At 39.1% G+C, this 17,239-nt stretch carries 17 protein-coding genes; 5 read left to right on the top strand and 12 right to left on the bottom strand.

Translation table 11 applies throughout. The annotated features are described in order from the left end of the window. Nucleotides 1-79 precede the first annotated feature (79 nt). From AC4QJR_RS05320 to AC4QJR_RS05305, 4 genes are all read left to right on the top strand, one after another. On the top strand, nt 80-1,348 hold the full coding sequence (locus tag AC4QJR_RS05320; protein ID WP_496525549.1) for an MDR family MFS transporter: 1,269 nt from the start codon (nt 80-82) through the stop codon (nt 1,346-1,348). A 337-nt stretch (nt 1,349-1,685) separates the two neighbouring features. Continuing rightward, nucleotides 1,686-2,918 carry an aminopeptidase gene (locus AC4QJR_RS05315; RefSeq protein ID WP_098575702.1) on the top strand — a complete coding sequence of 411 codons (1,233 nt, stop codon included), beginning with the start codon at nt 1,686-1,688 and terminating at the stop codon, nt 2,916-2,918. Between the two features lie 311 nt (nt 2,919-3,229). Next, nucleotides 3,230-3,619, top strand: coding sequence for a large-conductance mechanosensitive channel protein MscL (mscL, locus tag AC4QJR_RS05310; protein ID WP_098575703.1), 390 nt, complete (start codon nt 3,230-3,232; stop codon nt 3,617-3,619). A gap of 174 nt (nt 3,620-3,793) precedes the next feature. Beyond that, entirely contained in the window at nt 3,794-4,429 is a 636-nt protein-coding gene (locus AC4QJR_RS05305; RefSeq protein ID WP_251459233.1) for a Bax inhibitor-1/YccA family protein, read from the top strand. Between the two features lie 71 nt (nt 4,430-4,500). On the opposite strand, the gene AC4QJR_RS05300 is transcribed toward AC4QJR_RS05305, so the two are convergent. From AC4QJR_RS05300 to safA, 12 genes are all read right to left on the bottom strand, one after another. Continuing rightward, nucleotides 4,501-6,243, bottom strand: coding sequence for an aromatic amino acid hydroxylase (locus tag AC4QJR_RS05300; protein WP_496525548.1), 1,743 nt, complete (start codon nt 6,241-6,243; stop codon nt 4,501-4,503). Nucleotides 6,244-6,281: 38 nt separating this feature from the next. Further along, nucleotides 6,282-6,800, bottom strand: a complete 519-nt coding sequence (locus tag AC4QJR_RS05295) for an RNA polymerase sigma factor (protein ID WP_496525547.1) — start codon at nt 6,798-6,800, stop codon at nt 6,282-6,284. Nucleotides 6,801-6,895: 95 nt separating this feature from the next. After that, nucleotides 6,896-8,230, bottom strand: a complete 1,335-nt coding sequence (locus AC4QJR_RS05290) for a polysaccharide biosynthesis protein (RefSeq protein ID WP_496525546.1) — start codon at nt 8,228-8,230, stop codon at nt 6,896-6,898. A gap of 105 nt (nt 8,231-8,335) precedes the next feature. After that, nucleotides 8,336-10,090 (bottom strand): FTR1 family iron permease, encoded by a 1,755-nt coding sequence (locus AC4QJR_RS05285; RefSeq protein WP_496525545.1) that lies wholly within the window; start codon nt 10,088-10,090, stop codon nt 8,336-8,338. A 30-nt stretch (nt 10,091-10,120) separates the two neighbouring features. Next, nucleotides 10,121-11,413, bottom strand: a complete 1,293-nt coding sequence (gene efeB, locus AC4QJR_RS05280) for an iron uptake transporter deferrochelatase/peroxidase subunit (protein WP_496525544.1) — start codon at nt 11,411-11,413, stop codon at nt 10,121-10,123. Beyond that, entirely contained in the window at nt 11,414-12,265 is an 852-nt protein-coding gene (gene efeO / locus AC4QJR_RS05275) for an iron uptake system protein EfeO (RefSeq protein ID WP_496525543.1), read from the bottom strand. It lies immediately after the preceding gene. Nucleotides 12,266-12,407: 142 nt separating this feature from the next. Then, entirely contained in the window at nt 12,408-13,040 is a 633-nt protein-coding gene (locus tag AC4QJR_RS05270) for a response regulator transcription factor (RefSeq protein WP_098575711.1), read from the bottom strand. Continuing rightward, entirely contained in the window at nt 13,033-14,088 is a 1,056-nt protein-coding gene (locus tag AC4QJR_RS05265) for a sensor histidine kinase (RefSeq protein ID WP_496525542.1), read from the bottom strand. The genes AC4QJR_RS05270 and AC4QJR_RS05265 overlap by 8 nt, the downstream gene beginning before the upstream one ends. After that, nucleotides 14,085-14,819, bottom strand: a complete 735-nt coding sequence (gene liaF, locus AC4QJR_RS05260) for a cell wall-active antibiotics response protein LiaF (RefSeq protein WP_496525541.1) — start codon at nt 14,817-14,819, stop codon at nt 14,085-14,087. The genes AC4QJR_RS05265 and liaF overlap by 4 nt, the downstream gene beginning before the upstream one ends. A gap of 138 nt (nt 14,820-14,957) precedes the next feature. Next, the gene (locus AC4QJR_RS05255) at nt 14,958-15,602 is read right to left on the bottom strand and encodes a PspA/IM30 family protein (RefSeq protein WP_496525540.1); all 645 of its coding nucleotides are present in this window, start codon (nt 15,600-15,602) and stop codon (nt 14,958-14,960) included. A gap of 21 nt (nt 15,603-15,623) precedes the next feature. Continuing rightward, nucleotides 15,624-15,971 carry a lmo0954 family membrane protein gene (locus AC4QJR_RS05250; protein WP_496525539.1) on the bottom strand — a complete coding sequence of 116 codons (348 nt, stop codon included), beginning with the start codon at nt 15,969-15,971 and terminating at the stop codon, nt 15,624-15,626. 150 nt (nt 15,972-16,121) lie between these two features. Next, the gene (gene safA / locus AC4QJR_RS05245) at nt 16,122-16,736 is read right to left on the bottom strand and encodes a SafA/ExsA family spore coat assembly protein (RefSeq protein WP_496525538.1); all 615 of its coding nucleotides are present in this window, start codon (nt 16,734-16,736) and stop codon (nt 16,122-16,124) included. A 117-nt stretch (nt 16,737-16,853) separates the two neighbouring features. On the opposite strand from safA, the gene AC4QJR_RS05240 reads away from it, so the two are divergent. After that, the gene (locus tag AC4QJR_RS05240; RefSeq protein ID WP_496525537.1) at nt 16,854-17,228 is read left to right on the top strand and encodes a DUF1360 domain-containing protein; all 375 of its coding nucleotides are present in this window, start codon (nt 16,854-16,856) and stop codon (nt 17,226-17,228) included. Nucleotides 17,229-17,239 lie beyond the last annotated feature (11 nt).

Raw genomic sequence — 17,239 nt, 5'->3', positions numbered from 1 at the left:
CTTACCATTTATGTTGTAAGTTTTTCGATTCGGCTAGTAGTATTATGGTTGGTCATAATTTTAGAAACGAGGACAATCTATGAGGATTAGAGATTGGGATCCTAATTTAAAAGTTCGCTTATTTAGCGAAGCAATGATGAATATCACATTTTGGATGTTTTTTCCGTTCTTAACGATTTACTTCGCAGAAGAGTTCGGTAAAAGTAAAGCAGGATTATTATTAGTTTTTTCACAGGTTTTTTCTGTACTTGCTAACCTTATGGGCGGATACTGCGCTGACCGTTTCGGGCGCAAACGAATGATGGTTCTATCAGCAATCGGTCAAGGCCTTTCGTTTATCGCATTTGGCTTCGCTAGCTCACCCTGGTTTGAATCCCCGTGGATGGGCTTTATCGCTTTCGCAGTAGCCGGTGTGTTCGGTTCCTTTTATTGGCCGGCAAGCCAAGCGATGGTTGCAGATGTAGTAGATGAAAAGGACAGAAGTAATGTGTTTGCCATTTTTTATACATCTATTAATATTGCGGTTGTGATTGGCCCGATTTTAGGAGCGATTTTTTATGTTCATTACCGTTTCCAACTATTACTTGTGGCTGGGTTAATTTGTATTTCCTTAGGACTTATTCTGGCCAAATGGACCCGTGAGACAGTCCCAGTTACACATAATTCTCTTTCGTCTGAAGGGAAATGGTATGACTTTTTAAAAAATCAACTAAAGGATTATTCTCTCATTGTTAAGGATAGAACTTTCCTGCTTTTTATTCTTGCAGGTGTATTAGCTGGACAAACATTTATGCAATTAGACTTGTTGATTCCAGTTTATATAAAGGATGTCTACCAAGCTCAAAGTCTATTTTCAATAGGAAATTGGTCATTTTCTGTCAATGGTGAGCAGGCTTTTGGTTTGGTGCTCGCAGAAAATGGCTTCCTTGTTGCTCTTCTGACAGTAATGGTCACAAAGTGGATGAGTAGTTATTATGAAAGAAATGTATTTGTTCTCTCGTCAGTCGTATACGCCATTTCAATGATTCTATTTAGCCAAACCACGTGGATATGGGGGTTAATAATCGCGATGTCGATTTTCACGTTTGCTGAGTTAATGGGAGCTGGACTCCAGCAAAGCTTTGTATCGCGACTTGCTCCTGAGAATATGCGCGGTCAATACTTCGCCGCTGCAAGCCTGCGATTTACCATAAGCCGAACCATTGCCCCACTTGCCATTCCAATGACAGTATTACTTGGCTATAGCTGGACGTTTTTCGTGTTGGTTTTCCTTGCCTTGTTAAGTGCTGGGATGTATTGGGTCATGTTCCATTCATTTGAAAAACAAAATATTAAATCACATATATAAATACTGGTCAATAATCTCTTAATATTTGTACTAAATTGTTCACATTTGCCCAATTTGTATTATAATTAACTTATAAAGATAATTAATATAAGGGCGGTGGAAACAATGGAATTATCCCAGTTCATGGCTCCAACATCATTATCAGGTATTATTACATTCTTAGTACTATTTTCCGCAGGTGTTTATTTTAATATAAAAGTATACGGCAGCAAAATGCAGTAAGGATGAAAATCTTTACTGTTTTTTTAGGTGCCCATTTGCTTAATTGGTAATAGTTTCTTTTTCAAATTAAAAACGCTACAATATAGGAAGATTCAGAAAAAAAGGAGACGTACATATGAGTGAATTTCAAAAAACACTTGAAAAATATGCTGAACTAGCTGTTAAGGTTGGGGTAAATGTTCAGAAAGGTCAAACTCTAGTCGTTAATGCTACATTAGATGCAGCGAATTTTGTTCGTCTAATTGTTAAAAAGGCCTACGAAACAGGTGCACAAAATGTCATCGTCAACTGGAACGACGATACTGTGACGAGAACAAAATATGACTTGGCTCCAGATGATGCATTCCTTGAGTATCCTGTTTGGCGTGCCAAAGAAATGGAAGACCTAGCAGCTAAGGGTGCAGCCTTTATGTCAGTTATTTCTACTAGCCCAGATTTGTTAAAAGGTGTGAATCCAGAACGAATTTCTAACTTTAATAAAGCTGCCGGAACAGCCTTGGCAAATTATCGGAAAGCCGTACAATCCGATAAGGTGAGTTGGACGGTTATCGCCGCTGCGTCCCCTGAATGGGCTGCAAAAGTATTCCCTGATGAGCCTGTTGAAAACCAAGTCAATAAGCTTTGGGATGCGATTTTTAAAGCAGTACGTGCAGATGTTGAAAATCCAGTAGAAGCTTGGAAGAAACATGATGAAACTCTTCATGAAAAAGTTCATTATTTAAATGAAAAACGATATCAAAAGCTTCATTACACAGCGCCTGGTACAGACTTAACGATTGAACTTCCTGAAAAACACATCTGGGTGGGCGCAGGCAGTGTTAACGAAAATGGCTTCGAGTTTATGGCAAACATGCCGACCGAGGAAGTGTTCACTGTACCTTATCGAACAGGTGTGAATGGTACAGTTGCCAGTACAAAACCTTTAAGCTATGGTGGCAATATTATTGACCGTTTTTCAATTACGTTTGAAAATGGAAAAATTGTTGGCGTAAAAGCAGAAGAAGGTGAAGAGATTCTTAAGCGCCTTGTTGATACCGATGAGGGCTCCCATTACCTTGGTGAGGTTGCACTTGTACCATATAATTCACCAATTTCCCTATCAAATGTCCTTTTCTTTAATACATTATTTGATGAGAATGCCTCAAACCATTTAGCAATCGGCAGTGCCTATGCCTTCTGTATCGAGGGCGGTAAGAAAATGTCTTCTGAAGAATTGAAAGAGCACGGTCTGAATGAAAGTATCACCCACGTCGATTTCATGATTGGCTCCACTGAGATGGACATCGATGGAATCACCGCAGATGGCAAAACAGAACCTGTGTTTAGAGGCGGAAATTGGGCTTTCTAATAAAAGCGTAAGCGCCCTGTTCAGCGGCGTATGGCCTGGAGCGCTCCAACTGAGATAAAGGAAACACGAAGAGCCGGAGGCGATTCGATGTTGACTTATCGTAGGGCGGAGAGCGAAGGACACTAGTCGCTAGGGCGCTGGAGCTAGACAGTAATCTAAGTTCAGAAAATTTAAGAGCAGGATCACCTGCTCTTTTTTTATATTATCCAATTGATTTAATTATTCGGACATATCGAGCTCGAAATTGCCATTATAGATGATTAAGAGTTAGAATAAATAATTAACAAATAAACTGGTAGGAGGACGATCTTATGTGGAATGAATTTAAACAATTTGCCATGAAAGGCAATGTTATTGATTTAGCTGTGGGTGTTATTATCGGCGGGGCGTTTGGAAAAATTGTCTCATCTCTTGTCGCCGATATTATTATGCCCTTAGTTGGATTAATCATCGGAGTAGTCGATTTTTCTAAGCTTGCCTATGGCACGTTAGCGTATGGAAAATTTATTCAAACAGTAGTCGATTTCTTAATTATCTCGTTTTCAATTTTCCTATTTGTGAAATTTATCAACCGCTTTAAAAAGAAAGAAGAACCAGCTGAAGTTGTTGTAAAAGCGGACCCAACTGTAGAATTATTAGCAGAGATTCGCGATCTTCTAAAAGAAGATAAAGATTTTTTCAGAAAAAATGAAACATCTTGACCCATTAATCGTATATCTTTAATAGGAAAGCGAAAGCGCCTTGGTCAGCCCCGACAAGCGCTGGAGGGCATGACGGTGAAGTCGTTCTTTGACTTCATCGGCAGGACCGAAGCGACCTCGAGGGGCTAGGCGCTGTAGCTATAGTAGTAACAAATAATTTTCGAGGTGAAAAAATTGTATTCACAAACATCTACTGAATTTTTACCTTCTGTTATACGAACTTTTGCCCTTTCCCTTGCGATTGCTTTCTTGGGCACAATGGCAGGTGTATTTGTACCAGATAGTTTATTTATGCCGCTAGCGATACTAGAATTTGTCATGCTCATGATTGCATTCTTTTTCAGACGTAAGAAGGCTATTTCTTATTCCTTCCTATATCTCTTTACGTTTATATCTGGAATTACGCTTTTCCCTATCGTAGCCTATTACACAGCTGCAGCAGGAGCAAATATTGTTGTCATGGCATTTGCTAGTACAACCGTAGTTTTTACTGGTGTTGCTATTTATGCAACAAAATCAAAACAGAACTTTTCCTTCTTAGGCGGATTCCTTCTTGCTGCTTTACTCGCCTTAGTGGTTATTTCCATTTATAATATTTTCTTCCCATTAGGCTCAACCGCAATGCTTGCATTCTCCATCATCGGAGTAATCGTATTTAGCGGGTATGTTCTGTTTGACTTCAATCGCATGAAGCATTATGGGGTCAGACCGGAAGAAGTACCATTGATGGCATTAAACTTATACTTGAACTTTATTAACCTATTTATAAGCATCCTGCGCATTTTTGGAATTCTTTCCAGCAAGGACTAAATAGAAAAGCGCAAGAGAGCTGGAGCTAGACAGCATAAGAAAGGAGCTTGGATTCCCAAGCTCCTTTTCCTTTAACTATTATTGATTAAAGTGAACCCGCGTTGAATCACCTGATTAACTGATTTTCCCCAATTTTTGTTTCCTAATAGTTCCGAAATAATTTTAACGTTAGGATGGCTGCTATTTTGCAACTTATAGATTTCGAGTATTTCGAGTCTCAATAACCACTCATTTGGATATTTTTGATCTAGGGTCTCTATTACTTTTTCCAATCTGGTCCAACACTGTTCATTCCATTCCGTTCCCTCACGGAGACTGCGGATTTCTGCATAAAGGCTTTCAAGTTCATTCAGTCGTTGAACTTCTGCATCTACCAGACTATCAGTATCATTTATTGGCCATTCAAAGAATTTATCTGGATCTGCTGCACCTGCATACACAGACGTTATTGCTGCGCCAACCGCCATATCATATGTCCCCCATGATGGCTCAAAAAGAATTTGCCCCTGATAAGTTACTTGACAATCCTGAAAAGAGATTAAGATAGGATTTCCTGCTGACATCAAAATTGACTTCACAATCCCCTTCACATTGACACCGCTTTCAAATTTCAACACGGCTTCGCTGCCCTCAATTATACCTAAATCCTTTAATTGAGACAGCGAACAATTCTCTAATGCTATCTTTCCTTCAAGACTGCCTATTGGTGTTCCAAAGCCTTTATGATGTGTATCTTTGCCATGACCATTTAATTCGTAATGGTCAAAAGATAGCGCAGTCGGCCCTTTGGTTCTGATATAAACAGCCTCTCCCTTGTCATCCTTCCATATTGTTGCCAAGGTACCAGTCACTTGCAAGCCAGAAGAGAAAACAAATGTTGCAAGATTATCAGATTGCAAGGCTTTATCAAGGCTTTCCGTCCCGCCTTTCTTAAAGGCCATCGTCGAAGCAAAATGATCAATTGCCGCTGCTAATTCATCAAAATCTTTACAGACAAATAATTGCGGCTGCGGCTTCGTGACATCATATGGTGTCTTAATGCATTCTTCAACTGAAAATGGAATCTTCTTCACGTCATCGGCTAGACAGCTTTGACTCTCACCAACAGATGAAAGCAAACCAGCTCCGTAGATCTTCGGATCGTTCAGGTCACCTACCAAGCCATATTCCACCGTCCACCAGAAAAGCCTTGAAACCATATCTGATTCAGATAGTCCCTTCACCTTTTTCCTTGCTTCTGCCACAAGCCTTTCTGCCTCTTTCACATTTTCAGGGGTTGAATGAGGATCTTCTGCAACAATCGTTAAATGGCGGACGGCTTTAAATACCTCCAGTTTTTCTTTACTAGCGAGTGCTTTTGCCCCCATCTCACCAATTTTCCTTACAAATTCCCGATAAGATTTATCCAATAAAATTGGCGCATGTCCGGCCGCCTCATGAATCATATCCGGTGCAGGGGTATAAGCAATGTTTTGGATATTTCTTATTTCTGTTGCAATCGGTAAAAGGCCACTTGCAAGAAAGCCATAAAAGACAGAACCAGGAATTAGTCCATCAATCGTTACAGCCCCCCATCCAACTTTGGCTAGGCTCCTATTCATATCATCGACCTTTGGAATAGATTCGGTTTTAATACCTGAATCTCTCAGGCCATTTACATAAGCGGGATGGGCAATATCCTTTAAAAAGTAATGATTTTGCTTCATGACAAACCGCCACACCGCATGATCAATGGGTGTATAGCGATGGTAATACTGTTTTGAAATATATGGCTGCAAGTGCGCCTGGCCTCTTTTTGCCCCTTTTCCAGTCATGATGAACATTCTCCTTCTCAAAGAATATTTTACTGGTATCATGCCAGTGACTGTATTTTTGGCCGGAGTCTTTCCTTCGCCCTTCTCATCCTTGTTTTAACCGTAGACATGGGAAGGTTACTTTTCTTCGCAATTTCGACGAGAGAAAAATCTTTATAGTAATATAAATAAATAGGATATCTATAGATTTCTGGTAAGAGGTTAACCTTTTCAGCCATTTGTGCTGCAGAGAATTTATGTAACACTTCCTCTTCCGGGATAACGGTTTGTTCGAGTGAGGCTGAATAGGAATAAACTTCTTCCCTCCAAAATTGCTTTGATTTATTTTCTTTCCGCCAATAGTCACGGCATTTATTGATGGCAATCGTAAATAACCATCCTTTAAATTTGGATTGTTCCTTTATTGAAGGATATGCTAAATATGCAGAGAGTAATACCTCCTGATAGATGTCCTCAGCAAGTTCTTTATGCTTCACCAATGATAAAATATATTTATAAATGGCTCTACCGTATTCCATGACCACTTTTTCAAATGATGGGGTACATTCATTTTTCATTTTCCTAAACCTCCATGTTGAAAAATAACTTTTCATATTAATAGACGGAGTGGAAAGTGGAACCCCCTACAGTTCTGAAGTAATTTTCTCTAAATTTATCTTTCAGTAGGATTTTGAATGAGCCTCTGCATAAATAAACTGATCCCGATTTTTTTACAAATGGTTATATAATGCATAAGCGCTAACAAAACAGCACCTGTATTCATGCCAATAATACCCCCGTTCATTCTCCATTCCGGCATGGCTGCAAGCAGGATAATGAGTGCAAAGGAGATGATGGTCGACCAAATGATATGAATAAAGGTCTCTTTAAGTAGATTAAGTCCAAATAAAAAGGCCTGCATTGGCATGATAAAGAAGTGAAATAAGAAAAATGGCCAGAGTAATTGTAAAAATACAGCTGGTGTTTCTGATTTAAAAAATAGCGAAGTTAACTCGGGGGCAAAAAAGTAGAAAATAGCTACAGCTGCGACCCCGTATACAAATGTGAGCTTCATCACCTGTCGAAGCATTTTTTGGAGCTTTTGATAATCACCCTGAGAGTAAGTCTTGGATACAGCCGGAATTAGAACAACCATAAGAGAATGGGCAATAAATGCAGGGAAAAAGCCAATTGACATGGCTACCCCCATCAGCAGCCCAAATTGCTCGGTCGCTACTGTTTCGCTCATGCCAGAACGAACCAACGCTGACTTAATGATAAAGGGCTGTATGGCACCAGTGAATGCTGAAAACAACCGAAGACCCGTGGTTGGAATCGATACTGCCATTAAATTCTTTTGGACTACCTTGCGCTTCATATTAGAAAACGGTTGTCGTTTCAATTGTTGGAATTGGATAATAAACATGTAAAATAAATATAGGAACACAACAATCTCGCTGCCAATAAATGTACCAATTGCGATTAACAATGACTCAGACGTATCAAAGGCAAACAAACGAAAGAGGAGAAACAACCCCGCGAGTTGAATAGTTTTCCTTAAAAAATTAGAGACTGCTATTTTCCCCATTTGTTGCTTGCCCATAAAATATCCCCTCGCGACAGACGTGAAGGAAATGATTGGAATTAAGATCAAAACGAGCCATCTAACATATGGGTGGTATTTATCAAACACAGGAATAAACGGAATGATCACTGTAGCTGCTAAAAAAAGGACAGCAGAGAATACAATCGTAATCGAAATAGCATGATGAAGGATATTACGGTGATAACGGTCTTCCCTTTCTGCAATAAATTTTGAAATTGATACAGGCAACTCAAAGCTTGCTAGTAATACAATGAAGAATATCGATGGCAAAATGGACATATACAGTCCTAGCCCGTGTGGTCCTAATTCTCGAGCAAGAATCATATTTACTAAAACTTCAATACCTTCCCCTAAAAAAGCAGCGGCAGCTAAAAAGAATATACCCTTATAATAAATCCTCAATTTTTTCTCCTCCATACTAATCTCACTTCTATAAACTTATGAGACAAGTTCTTTGATTAGTAGGAGAAAATTTTTAGAGTAACGAAAAAAGGACCTAAGGCCCTTTTAAATGTTAGTAATGACTGTTCTTTTTTTGATCATCCAAGTTAACCCCACAATGACGATGACTAATAATAACTGGGTAATTGTTGTTTCCAAAGTTGGATATAAACCAATCCAATCAATAAACGGAAGCTGTTGCACGGTGCTTGTTGACAACACATCCGAAATCTGCAGCGCATGGATACTAATACCGAGAATTTTAAAGGCTAAAATATAAATAAGAATAGTTGCTGCTTTAAAGAAAAAGCGAATCGGTATTTTTACACTGTAGTAAATAATGGCGAACCCAACAATGGCCAGGATTCCCACTGCCAGGATCACACCCAATAACAATTGCTGCATACTAATGTATGGGGTAATTCCTGTATAGAAAATGATGGTTTCTGCTCCTTCACGGAACACAGATAGAAAACTAATGAAAGCAAAAGAAACTAAACTCCCTTTGGCAATGGCTTGTTCCATTTGTTGATTGATGTATTTGTTCCAGTTCCCAATACTGGATTTATTATGGAGCCATGCTCCAACTGTTAACATCATGATCACAGCAACAACTCCAGTAATTCCCTCTATATATTCTCGGCTGGAAGCTGCAACGATACTTGAAAATACAATATTAATAATAATGGCTAATACTGCACTTGCTAGGATACCTGCGCCAACACCCGCCCAGATCCATTTCTGTTTTGCACCCTGACCCATTTTCTTTAAAAAGGCAAGCAATGTAGCGACGATTAATAGCCCTTCTAACCCTTCGCGCAGCAAAATTAATGCCGCATCCCATAAAGAATAATCAGTTTTACTAATTAACGGTGCAAGACGTGAATTTATTTCTTTTACAATCTCCTCTGCTTTTAGACCATCGACTTTAGCAGAACTTAAGAGACTAATAGCTGTAGGTATTTTGGTTTCAAGATCACTATACAGTTTACTATCCCTCGTCTGAACATCTCCTTCAACCATTGGCCATACGTTTAGGACTTCATTTAACTGGTCAGCAGCACTATTATAGTTTTTTTGTGAAATCTGTGATTCTGCCTTACTTAATAATGTAGAGAGATCCGATAGTGTATAATCACTTTGAACCTGTTTAGAAACCTTCCCTGCTAAGAAATTTTCCACTTCACTTGATAGCTTCTCGATATTTGTTTTCGCCTTGTCTAAATCGACCGGACTCTGGGTTATCGCGATTCGAATTAAAGCCATGTATTTCTCGATATTGCCGTAGGTAGCAATGCTCTCATCATGGACAATTTTTTCCGAACTATTCCATTTATTTAGCAAGGTTTGATATTGAGTTTTCAATACTGCTTGATTCCCGTCCTCAATCGATTTCTTTAATGCGGCGATGAGCGGTGTCATCTGTTTTACTTGTTCTTTTCCCTTTTCTTTATCTTGTGGATTTTGTTCTTGGTCATAGAGAACTACCGCACTTGAGAGAGACGAAAGACTTTTTGACAGAACGTCCTTTTCTAGATTCCCTTCGGTTAGTAAGCTTTGAACCTCTTGAAGTGCTTGATCAACCTTTTTAGCCTGTTCACTATCCGTGTTCTTAATCGCATTCCATTCGTTTGCAAACTGTTCCATATTGGTCGAAACGGTTGATTGGTCTCCATCCTTGGCTTTCATTAAACTATCACCAATAAGAACGAAAAGTTCATCATGATTTACTTCCGCTTTCGCTGGATGAACGGTTTGAAAAAAAACGAAGAGCAACATCAGAATTAATATAGATATACTTTTAGTTTTAAATCGTAACATGTGTCTCTCTCCTCTATAATAGGAAAAACTCTAGTTAAAAAGTGTTTCACCTATAAAGCCACCTGACTTCGTTCCTGGTAAACAAGCAAAGATGGCACTTCCTCTATGGGAAATATATTCATTTAATTTATCCATCATGGCCAACCTATTTTGTATCGGAATAAATTGTTTACTAGGAGCACGTTGGAAACATAAGAACAACAAGCCTGCATCAAAGCTGCCGGTCTTCAGGTCCATTCCATCTGAATAGGAATAGGCCCTGCGCAGAATTTGTTGTGAACCGTCCCCATGGGATACACGTGTATGCGAGTCCGCTGGGATACTATATTCGCCTTTTTCATTTTTTTGCTTCAAATCAAGTTTTTCAAATTCACTTTTTTGCCCAATTGGTGCACCATTTTCACGGTAGCGTCCAAAGGTATTCTCTTGATCTTTTAATGTGGTACGATCCCACACTTCAATAAACATTTGAATTCTTCGGACGACAAGATAACTTCCATTCGTCAACCAATTTGGGCCATCCCCAGGCTGAACCCAAACCTGTTGGTTCATCTGTTCTTCATTGTTTACATCAGGATTGGCTGTGCCATCTTTAAAGCCAAACAAGTTCCTTGGTGTTTCATTTTTTGGATCTGCTTGTTTCGTGCGTTGAAACCCTGTTTGCGCCCAGCGTAAGATCGCCTTTCCTCTTGCAATTCGAATCAAATTCCTCACTGCGTGAAAGGCAACTTGCAAATCATCCGCACAGGCTTGAATACACAGGTCCCCACCAGTCCATTCGTCTTCCAACGCATCAAGCGGAAATTTAGGCAGATCCACTAATTCTTTTGGCTGCTTATGTTTAAGGCCGAATCTGTCTTGATTGTCCTTTACAAACAAACTAGGACCAACTCCAAATGTAACCGTTAAATTAGAAGCAGATAACCCAGCAGCCTCCCCTGTATCTTTTGGCGGGAGAAACTCATTACTCGAAAGATCTCCGACTGCTTTTCCTTCAGTTAATAGGGCAGCAGCCTTTGTCCAATCCTTGAATAATTGAACCAGCTCTTCTTTTTTCGAGGTGGTTACATCCAAGGAAACAAAATACACATGGTTTTGCGTTTTAGTAGTGATTCCACTTTGATGTTTTCCATAAAAGGGAACGATATCGTGGGCTTCTTTAGTGGTAGCTTTGCTTTCCGAAATAGAAAGCAATCCTCCTAATCCAGATGCACCCAGTATCACTCCGACACCACCAACACCGGCAGTTTTAAGGATATCTCTTCGCGAAATCTTTTTTCCGATTACTGAAGATTCATCGATGATGTTTGTATTCTTTGCCAATTAAGACGCCTCCGTAACAAGTCCTATTTGTGAGAGTGGTTCTGCTAGTGCATCAATCGCCTGACTTAGTTCTTTTACTTGGTCCTTTGATAATTCTGTGTAGAGTTTGTAGCCATCTCCCTTTTTGTGCTGGTTCAATAAACTGTACACATCATCAAACCGGGCTTGAATTTCTTTTGAAACGTCCGCATCTTTTTTCGTTAATTCTGGATTAAGCAATTGATAAATCTTTTCTGCTCCCTCCACATTGGCAGCAAAATCATATAAATCAGTATGGGAATAACGATCCTCTTCGCCTGTAACTTTTGAAGTGGATACCTCATTTAATAGGTCAACAGCGCCAGTTATCAATAATTCTGGTGTCACTTCAACGGTATCTACCTTGGCACGCAGGAGATTAACATCTTTCATTAACTGCTCCGCGTACTGCTCATATCCTTTAGTGGTTTTATCGATCCAAAGACCTTTTTCAATCCGGTGGTATCCGCCCCATTCCCCTTCAGGAACATCGCCTTCTCGTGCGTCAATTTTCGGGTCAAGGTCACCGAACACTTCCGCAATTGGTTCAGCGCGCTCATAGTGCATCCGCGCTGGTCCATACAGAGCTTTCGCTTGTTCGATTTCTCCTTTTTTAACAGCGGCTGTAAAGGCATCTGTTGCCTTAACAAATTCTTCAATTTCCCCTATGGCATATGCCCTGTAATCATCAGTGACCCCAGAAAGCAAAGCCTCACTTGTAACAGCTTTTTCCTTTACCTTTTCTTTTGTTGAAGTTTCCTCTGTATTGTTTGAACATCCAAATAGTAGACTGCTAGATAAAATTAGGGTGCCTGACACTTTTAATAGTTTCATTTTTATATTATCCTCCGTTATCTATAATGATAATCATTTTCATTTGTATTTATATCATAACAATACATGAGAAAGATTTTCAATTATATTTTTGAATTTTTATAAAAAAAAAAGACCTCCCATTTCGGAAAGCCTTCGGGATTTATTTAATTAATGAATGCTTAAATGCATAGATGACTGCTTGCGTTCGATCCTGTACGTTGAGCTTGCTCAAAATATTGCTGACATGGGTTTTGACGGTTTTGAGGGCAATAAACAATTCATCCGCAATATCTTGGTTGGTTTTGCCTTCGGCCATTAATAATAATATTTCAATTTCACGAGAGGTAAGGTCTTCGTGTGGCAGATGGGTATTCTTTTGACGCATTTTCACCATCATTTTACCTGTAACTTCCGGTTCAAGGACCGATTGCCCGTGGTATGTAGCGCGGACTGCATTGGCTATTTCACCAGCTTTTGATGTCTTAAGCATATAGCTTGTGGCTCCAGCCTCTAGTGCAGGATATACTTTTTCATCATCCAAGAAACTGGTTACGATGATGATTTTTGCTTCAGGCCATTTTTCAATGATTCGCCTCGTTGCTTCAATCCCGTCCATTTCCTTCATAACTAAATCCATTAAGATAATATCAGGGCGAAGTTCTAGGGCAAGTTCTACACCTTTTGTTCCATCGTCCGCTTCTCCTACTACCTCAATATCTGGCTGTGCAGATAAATAAGAAGAAACCCCGATTCTTACCATCTCATGATCATCAACAAATACTACTCTAATCATTGGCACCATCTCCATTAATCATCACCGGAATCTTTACTTCCAGCCTTGTTCCTTGATTTTTTACACTAACTACCTTTAACGTACCGCCTACTTCAACAGCACGCTCATGCATATTTTGCATTCCATAGGAGCCTGCCTTCATCTCATTAACATCAAAACCAATTCCATCATCTACAATTCGTAGGATGACTAAATCATCCCTTTTAACCATTAGAACTTCGAGCGAGCTTGCTTTCGAATGTCTTAACGTATTTGATATAGATTCTTGCAGAATTCGGAAAAGATGATCTTCCACACCTTTATCTAAGGGAAAGGCCTCCGTTTTCCATTTAATATCCATTTCAACCTTTTGAGATAATTCGATTAACAGCTCTTCAATTCCTTCTTGGAGTGTTTTATTCTTTAAGGCAACAGGACGCAAATGTAAAAGAAGGGCACGCATTTCTAACTGTGATTGGTGAATCATTTCCTCTACAATTTTCAATTGCTTTGCTTCACGGTCATTTTCTAGTGGTGATTGCTGCTTGGTTTCGTTGATGGCTGACATCATCATCGAAGCAGCAAATAATTGCTGACTGACAGAATCGTGAAGCTCACGGGCTAGACGGTTCCGTTCTTGTTCAATTATTTCTTGTATTCTTCCTTCTAAGTCCTCTACCTTCTCGGTGGCTAAGCGCTGAGAAAGTTTAGCCTGCTCTGACATCTGTTTACCGATTTTGTCTATTCGGTTGGCAATCAGTTGCATTTCCGAGATCACTGGCTTCTCCTTCACTTCTATCTGTTTCCCTTCCTCCAATAAATGCAAGGAATGTTCAACCGAGAGAAACTGTTTTCTCCAATACATCCCAGAGAACGCACCTAAAAGTATTCCGACCGCAATACTAAAAGCAGGGATAAAGATAACAAAGGGAATATTCATGAACTGTTTACTCCACAATTCTGCCCAACTGCCCAATGGAAAAACAAAGATAAAAATGGCACCGATTATGATCGCAATAAAAAAGGAAAAGCCGACACTCCAGAAAATTTGGCGCTGGGTTGTGCTCATATCCGGCTCACCTCTAAATTTCCGGCAACGAGCGAGGTAAATATTTTTACTTTGTGCTCGGCTGCCTCATATCCAGGTGTCTTTACGTATAAGACCCGATTGAAAAGTTTCGAGTCATGGTGCTCGAAAACACTTGTTGAACCTACTATGCAAGAGTGGTGGATACTTACTTCAATATCATAAGGAACAAGGATTTGAATATTCCCGACGAGATTTCGTATAAAGATAACGGTTTCCCCTTTTGGAAGCATCGTAAAACTAAGATCAATGATGGTATCGCCAATTCCTGCCTGGATGTTTACATCATTCCATTTATAAGCACCAGAAGGGGTCTTCTGTTGACCAAGAACAATATTTTCAAATAATGGCTCTGTTTTAATCAGAGTTTCTTGTTCCGTGGTTTCTTCCTCCTGGATGATTTCCGGTGTAATCTTTTTAGGATGTTTTTTTGAATTAATAAACTGAATTAAAAAATGCAGTAATATGGCAAGCAAAAAGAACCTAAACGTTATCATGTGAAAGATACTAATTACAAAGAAGATAATTCCACCGATAAAAAGAAACTTTCCTCTTTTTTTCCCAGCACGCTTGCGGCCGAGAAAAACCATGCCGCCAGATATGATAAGGGAAAAAATAAGCCCGCTGTTGAAAAATAATATTTCCATGACTAGAATGATTGCACCAATGATGAACATCCAGCCTAAATAATCATTTTTGGTATTTTTAAACATGGCTCACCCTCCCTTATAAATATTTGGCTCATCATTTAATTTAATGTATGGACAAAAGGCGCAGAAAGCCTACGCCTTTTATCCTTGCGCCCATGTGCAGCGCACCTCCGCTTTTCTTTTAGCATACCATATTTGTAATTAAATGGACTTGCTTTCTTCTAATTTCATTTCTTTTTCTAACTGAGCGATCCGAGCATCAATGGTATTACGATAAAACGAACTATTCACTTGATGTTCCAAACGGTCAAGATAGTTCTCAATCTCTTTAAACTTTGAGTAGGATTTATCTGAATAAGTATTTGCATCAAGCACTTGGTTGATTTGGTGGTTCGCACGTGTCACATTTTCACGGCCCATTAATTCCATCCTTCTTAGGTGCATATCCTTGATTTTGTGCTTCATTTCTTCATATTTTCTTTCTAAGTCTGCTAGTTGCCCTTTTACTTGTTCAAGCGATACACTTAATCGCGTTGCACGGTCCGCATATTGCTCAAACTCTGAAGAGGCTAACTGATAAAGCTCTGTTTCCCCAGCCTTAGAAGCTACATCCGCCTGGTATTTTCTTTTTTCAGCTAACTGGACTGCCTGCTGGTATTCTCTCGTAAATTCATCCTTCAATGTATATTGACGTTCTAATAACTTTCTAACTTTCTCCGTTTCTTGTTCACATTGTCGCAGGTATTGATTCAATAATGCAATCGGATTTTTTTTATCTTTTTGATCAAGTGCCTCGTGTAAATCTGCTGTAATCGTATTTTTAATTCTTGTAAATAAGTTTGTCATTTGTATTCTCTCCTTTTAATCTTAATAATTTTTCAGTTCATTCCATTGTTTTTCAAAATTAACAAATGGGTCAGACTCTTCCTTCACGGCAGTGTCCTTATTTTGGTTCCATTTTTTATAAACAAGGTATAATACATAAGCTGCAGCCACTCCTATGAGGGCTGGGGCATTATGAAAAGAGGCCATTAGGACGATGAGGCCGATCATTCCAAGCCCGATTTTTCCACCTGTAGATTTTGCTTTTAAGAACTGTTTGAATATGAAGTAGAGGAGTACCAAGCTTACGAGTAACCCCAGCATTGGACCAATGGTTGAAAGCAAGATCACTGCTGAAATTCCACCTGCTAACAATAAACCAAATTTTTTCATTTTATTTTTCTCCTTTCTTTATCTTGATATCATCTTACCTCTTTTCTTTGTTTGTCATAATTGCGCCTTAGCTTGATTTTTATCTCGGTCCTAAGACGTAGAAAGGGTCAGTCCTTAAGCGAAATACTTAAGATACTGACCCTTTTAAGCTTATTTAGAGATAAACATCTGAACCCAATAGTGTCTTGATGAGCCGCCTTGAGCGTAGCCAACTCCAATATAGGTTGATTTCGTACTTAATATATTGGCTCTATGACCAGAGCTGTTCATCCATGCTTGGACAACTGATGCAGGTGTTGTTTGCCCTGCTGCAATGTTTTCAGCAGCTGAACGATAAGAAATCCCAAAGTTTTTCATCATATCAAATGGACTGCCATACGTTGGACTTGTATGACTGAAATAGTTCTTATCTCTCATATCATTGGCTTTGTAACGAGCCACCCTTGACAGTTCCCAATCTGGTGTTAACGCTTTTAAACCATTTTTCGAACGTTCCTGATTGGTTAACTGAATGACCTGATTTTCAATGCTCTTGACAGAATCGAAGCTAGGAATGGTTACCTTTTGACCTGGATAGATCAGATTCGGATTCGGAAATTGCCGATTGGCAGAAATAATCTCAGAAATCCCAACTTGATACCTGACTGCGATTTTCCAAAGTGTGTCACCCGGCTGAACAGTGTAGATTTGCTGGGCAAAAGACACACTTGGAATACAAAATAGCGATAATAAAAACAGTAAACTAAACCAAAAAGATTTTTTCATTTTTTCGCCTCCTCCGAATATATAATCTTGATTTGATGCTCAAAATATACAATGGATTAAAAAATTTTATTAACTTTGATTCATTTAAAATTTGGTCTACATTATGGAGGATTAAAAGTGAAGGAAATTTCATGGATGACATATATAATGTTAATTTTAGCGAGTTATCGTTTAACCCATTTAATTGTCTTTGATAAGATTACCGAATTTATCCGTAAACCTTTTGTTAAAAAAGTCAGGGTGGAAACAGATGCTGGTGTAGAAACAAAGGAAGTTCCGACATCGATGTTCGGTTATTTATTGAAATGTTATTGGTGTGCAGGTGTTTGGAGTGCCATTTTACTTGGGGGAGCCTATTTACTCTTTCCCCGGATTACCTTTGTGGTCATCTTAATTTTATCGATTGCCGGCGGCCAGTCGATTATTGAAACCTTTGTCGGTGTAAATATCAAAAAAGTGGACTATTATGCTTCACTTAAGAAAAAAGACTAAGTGAAATTCGT

The sequence above is a fragment of the Neobacillus sp. BP17 genome (genome assembly GCF_059579525.1).
The sequence above is the reverse complement of the archived record's forward strand: the minus strand, read 5'-3'. Positions and strand labels throughout refer to the sequence as shown.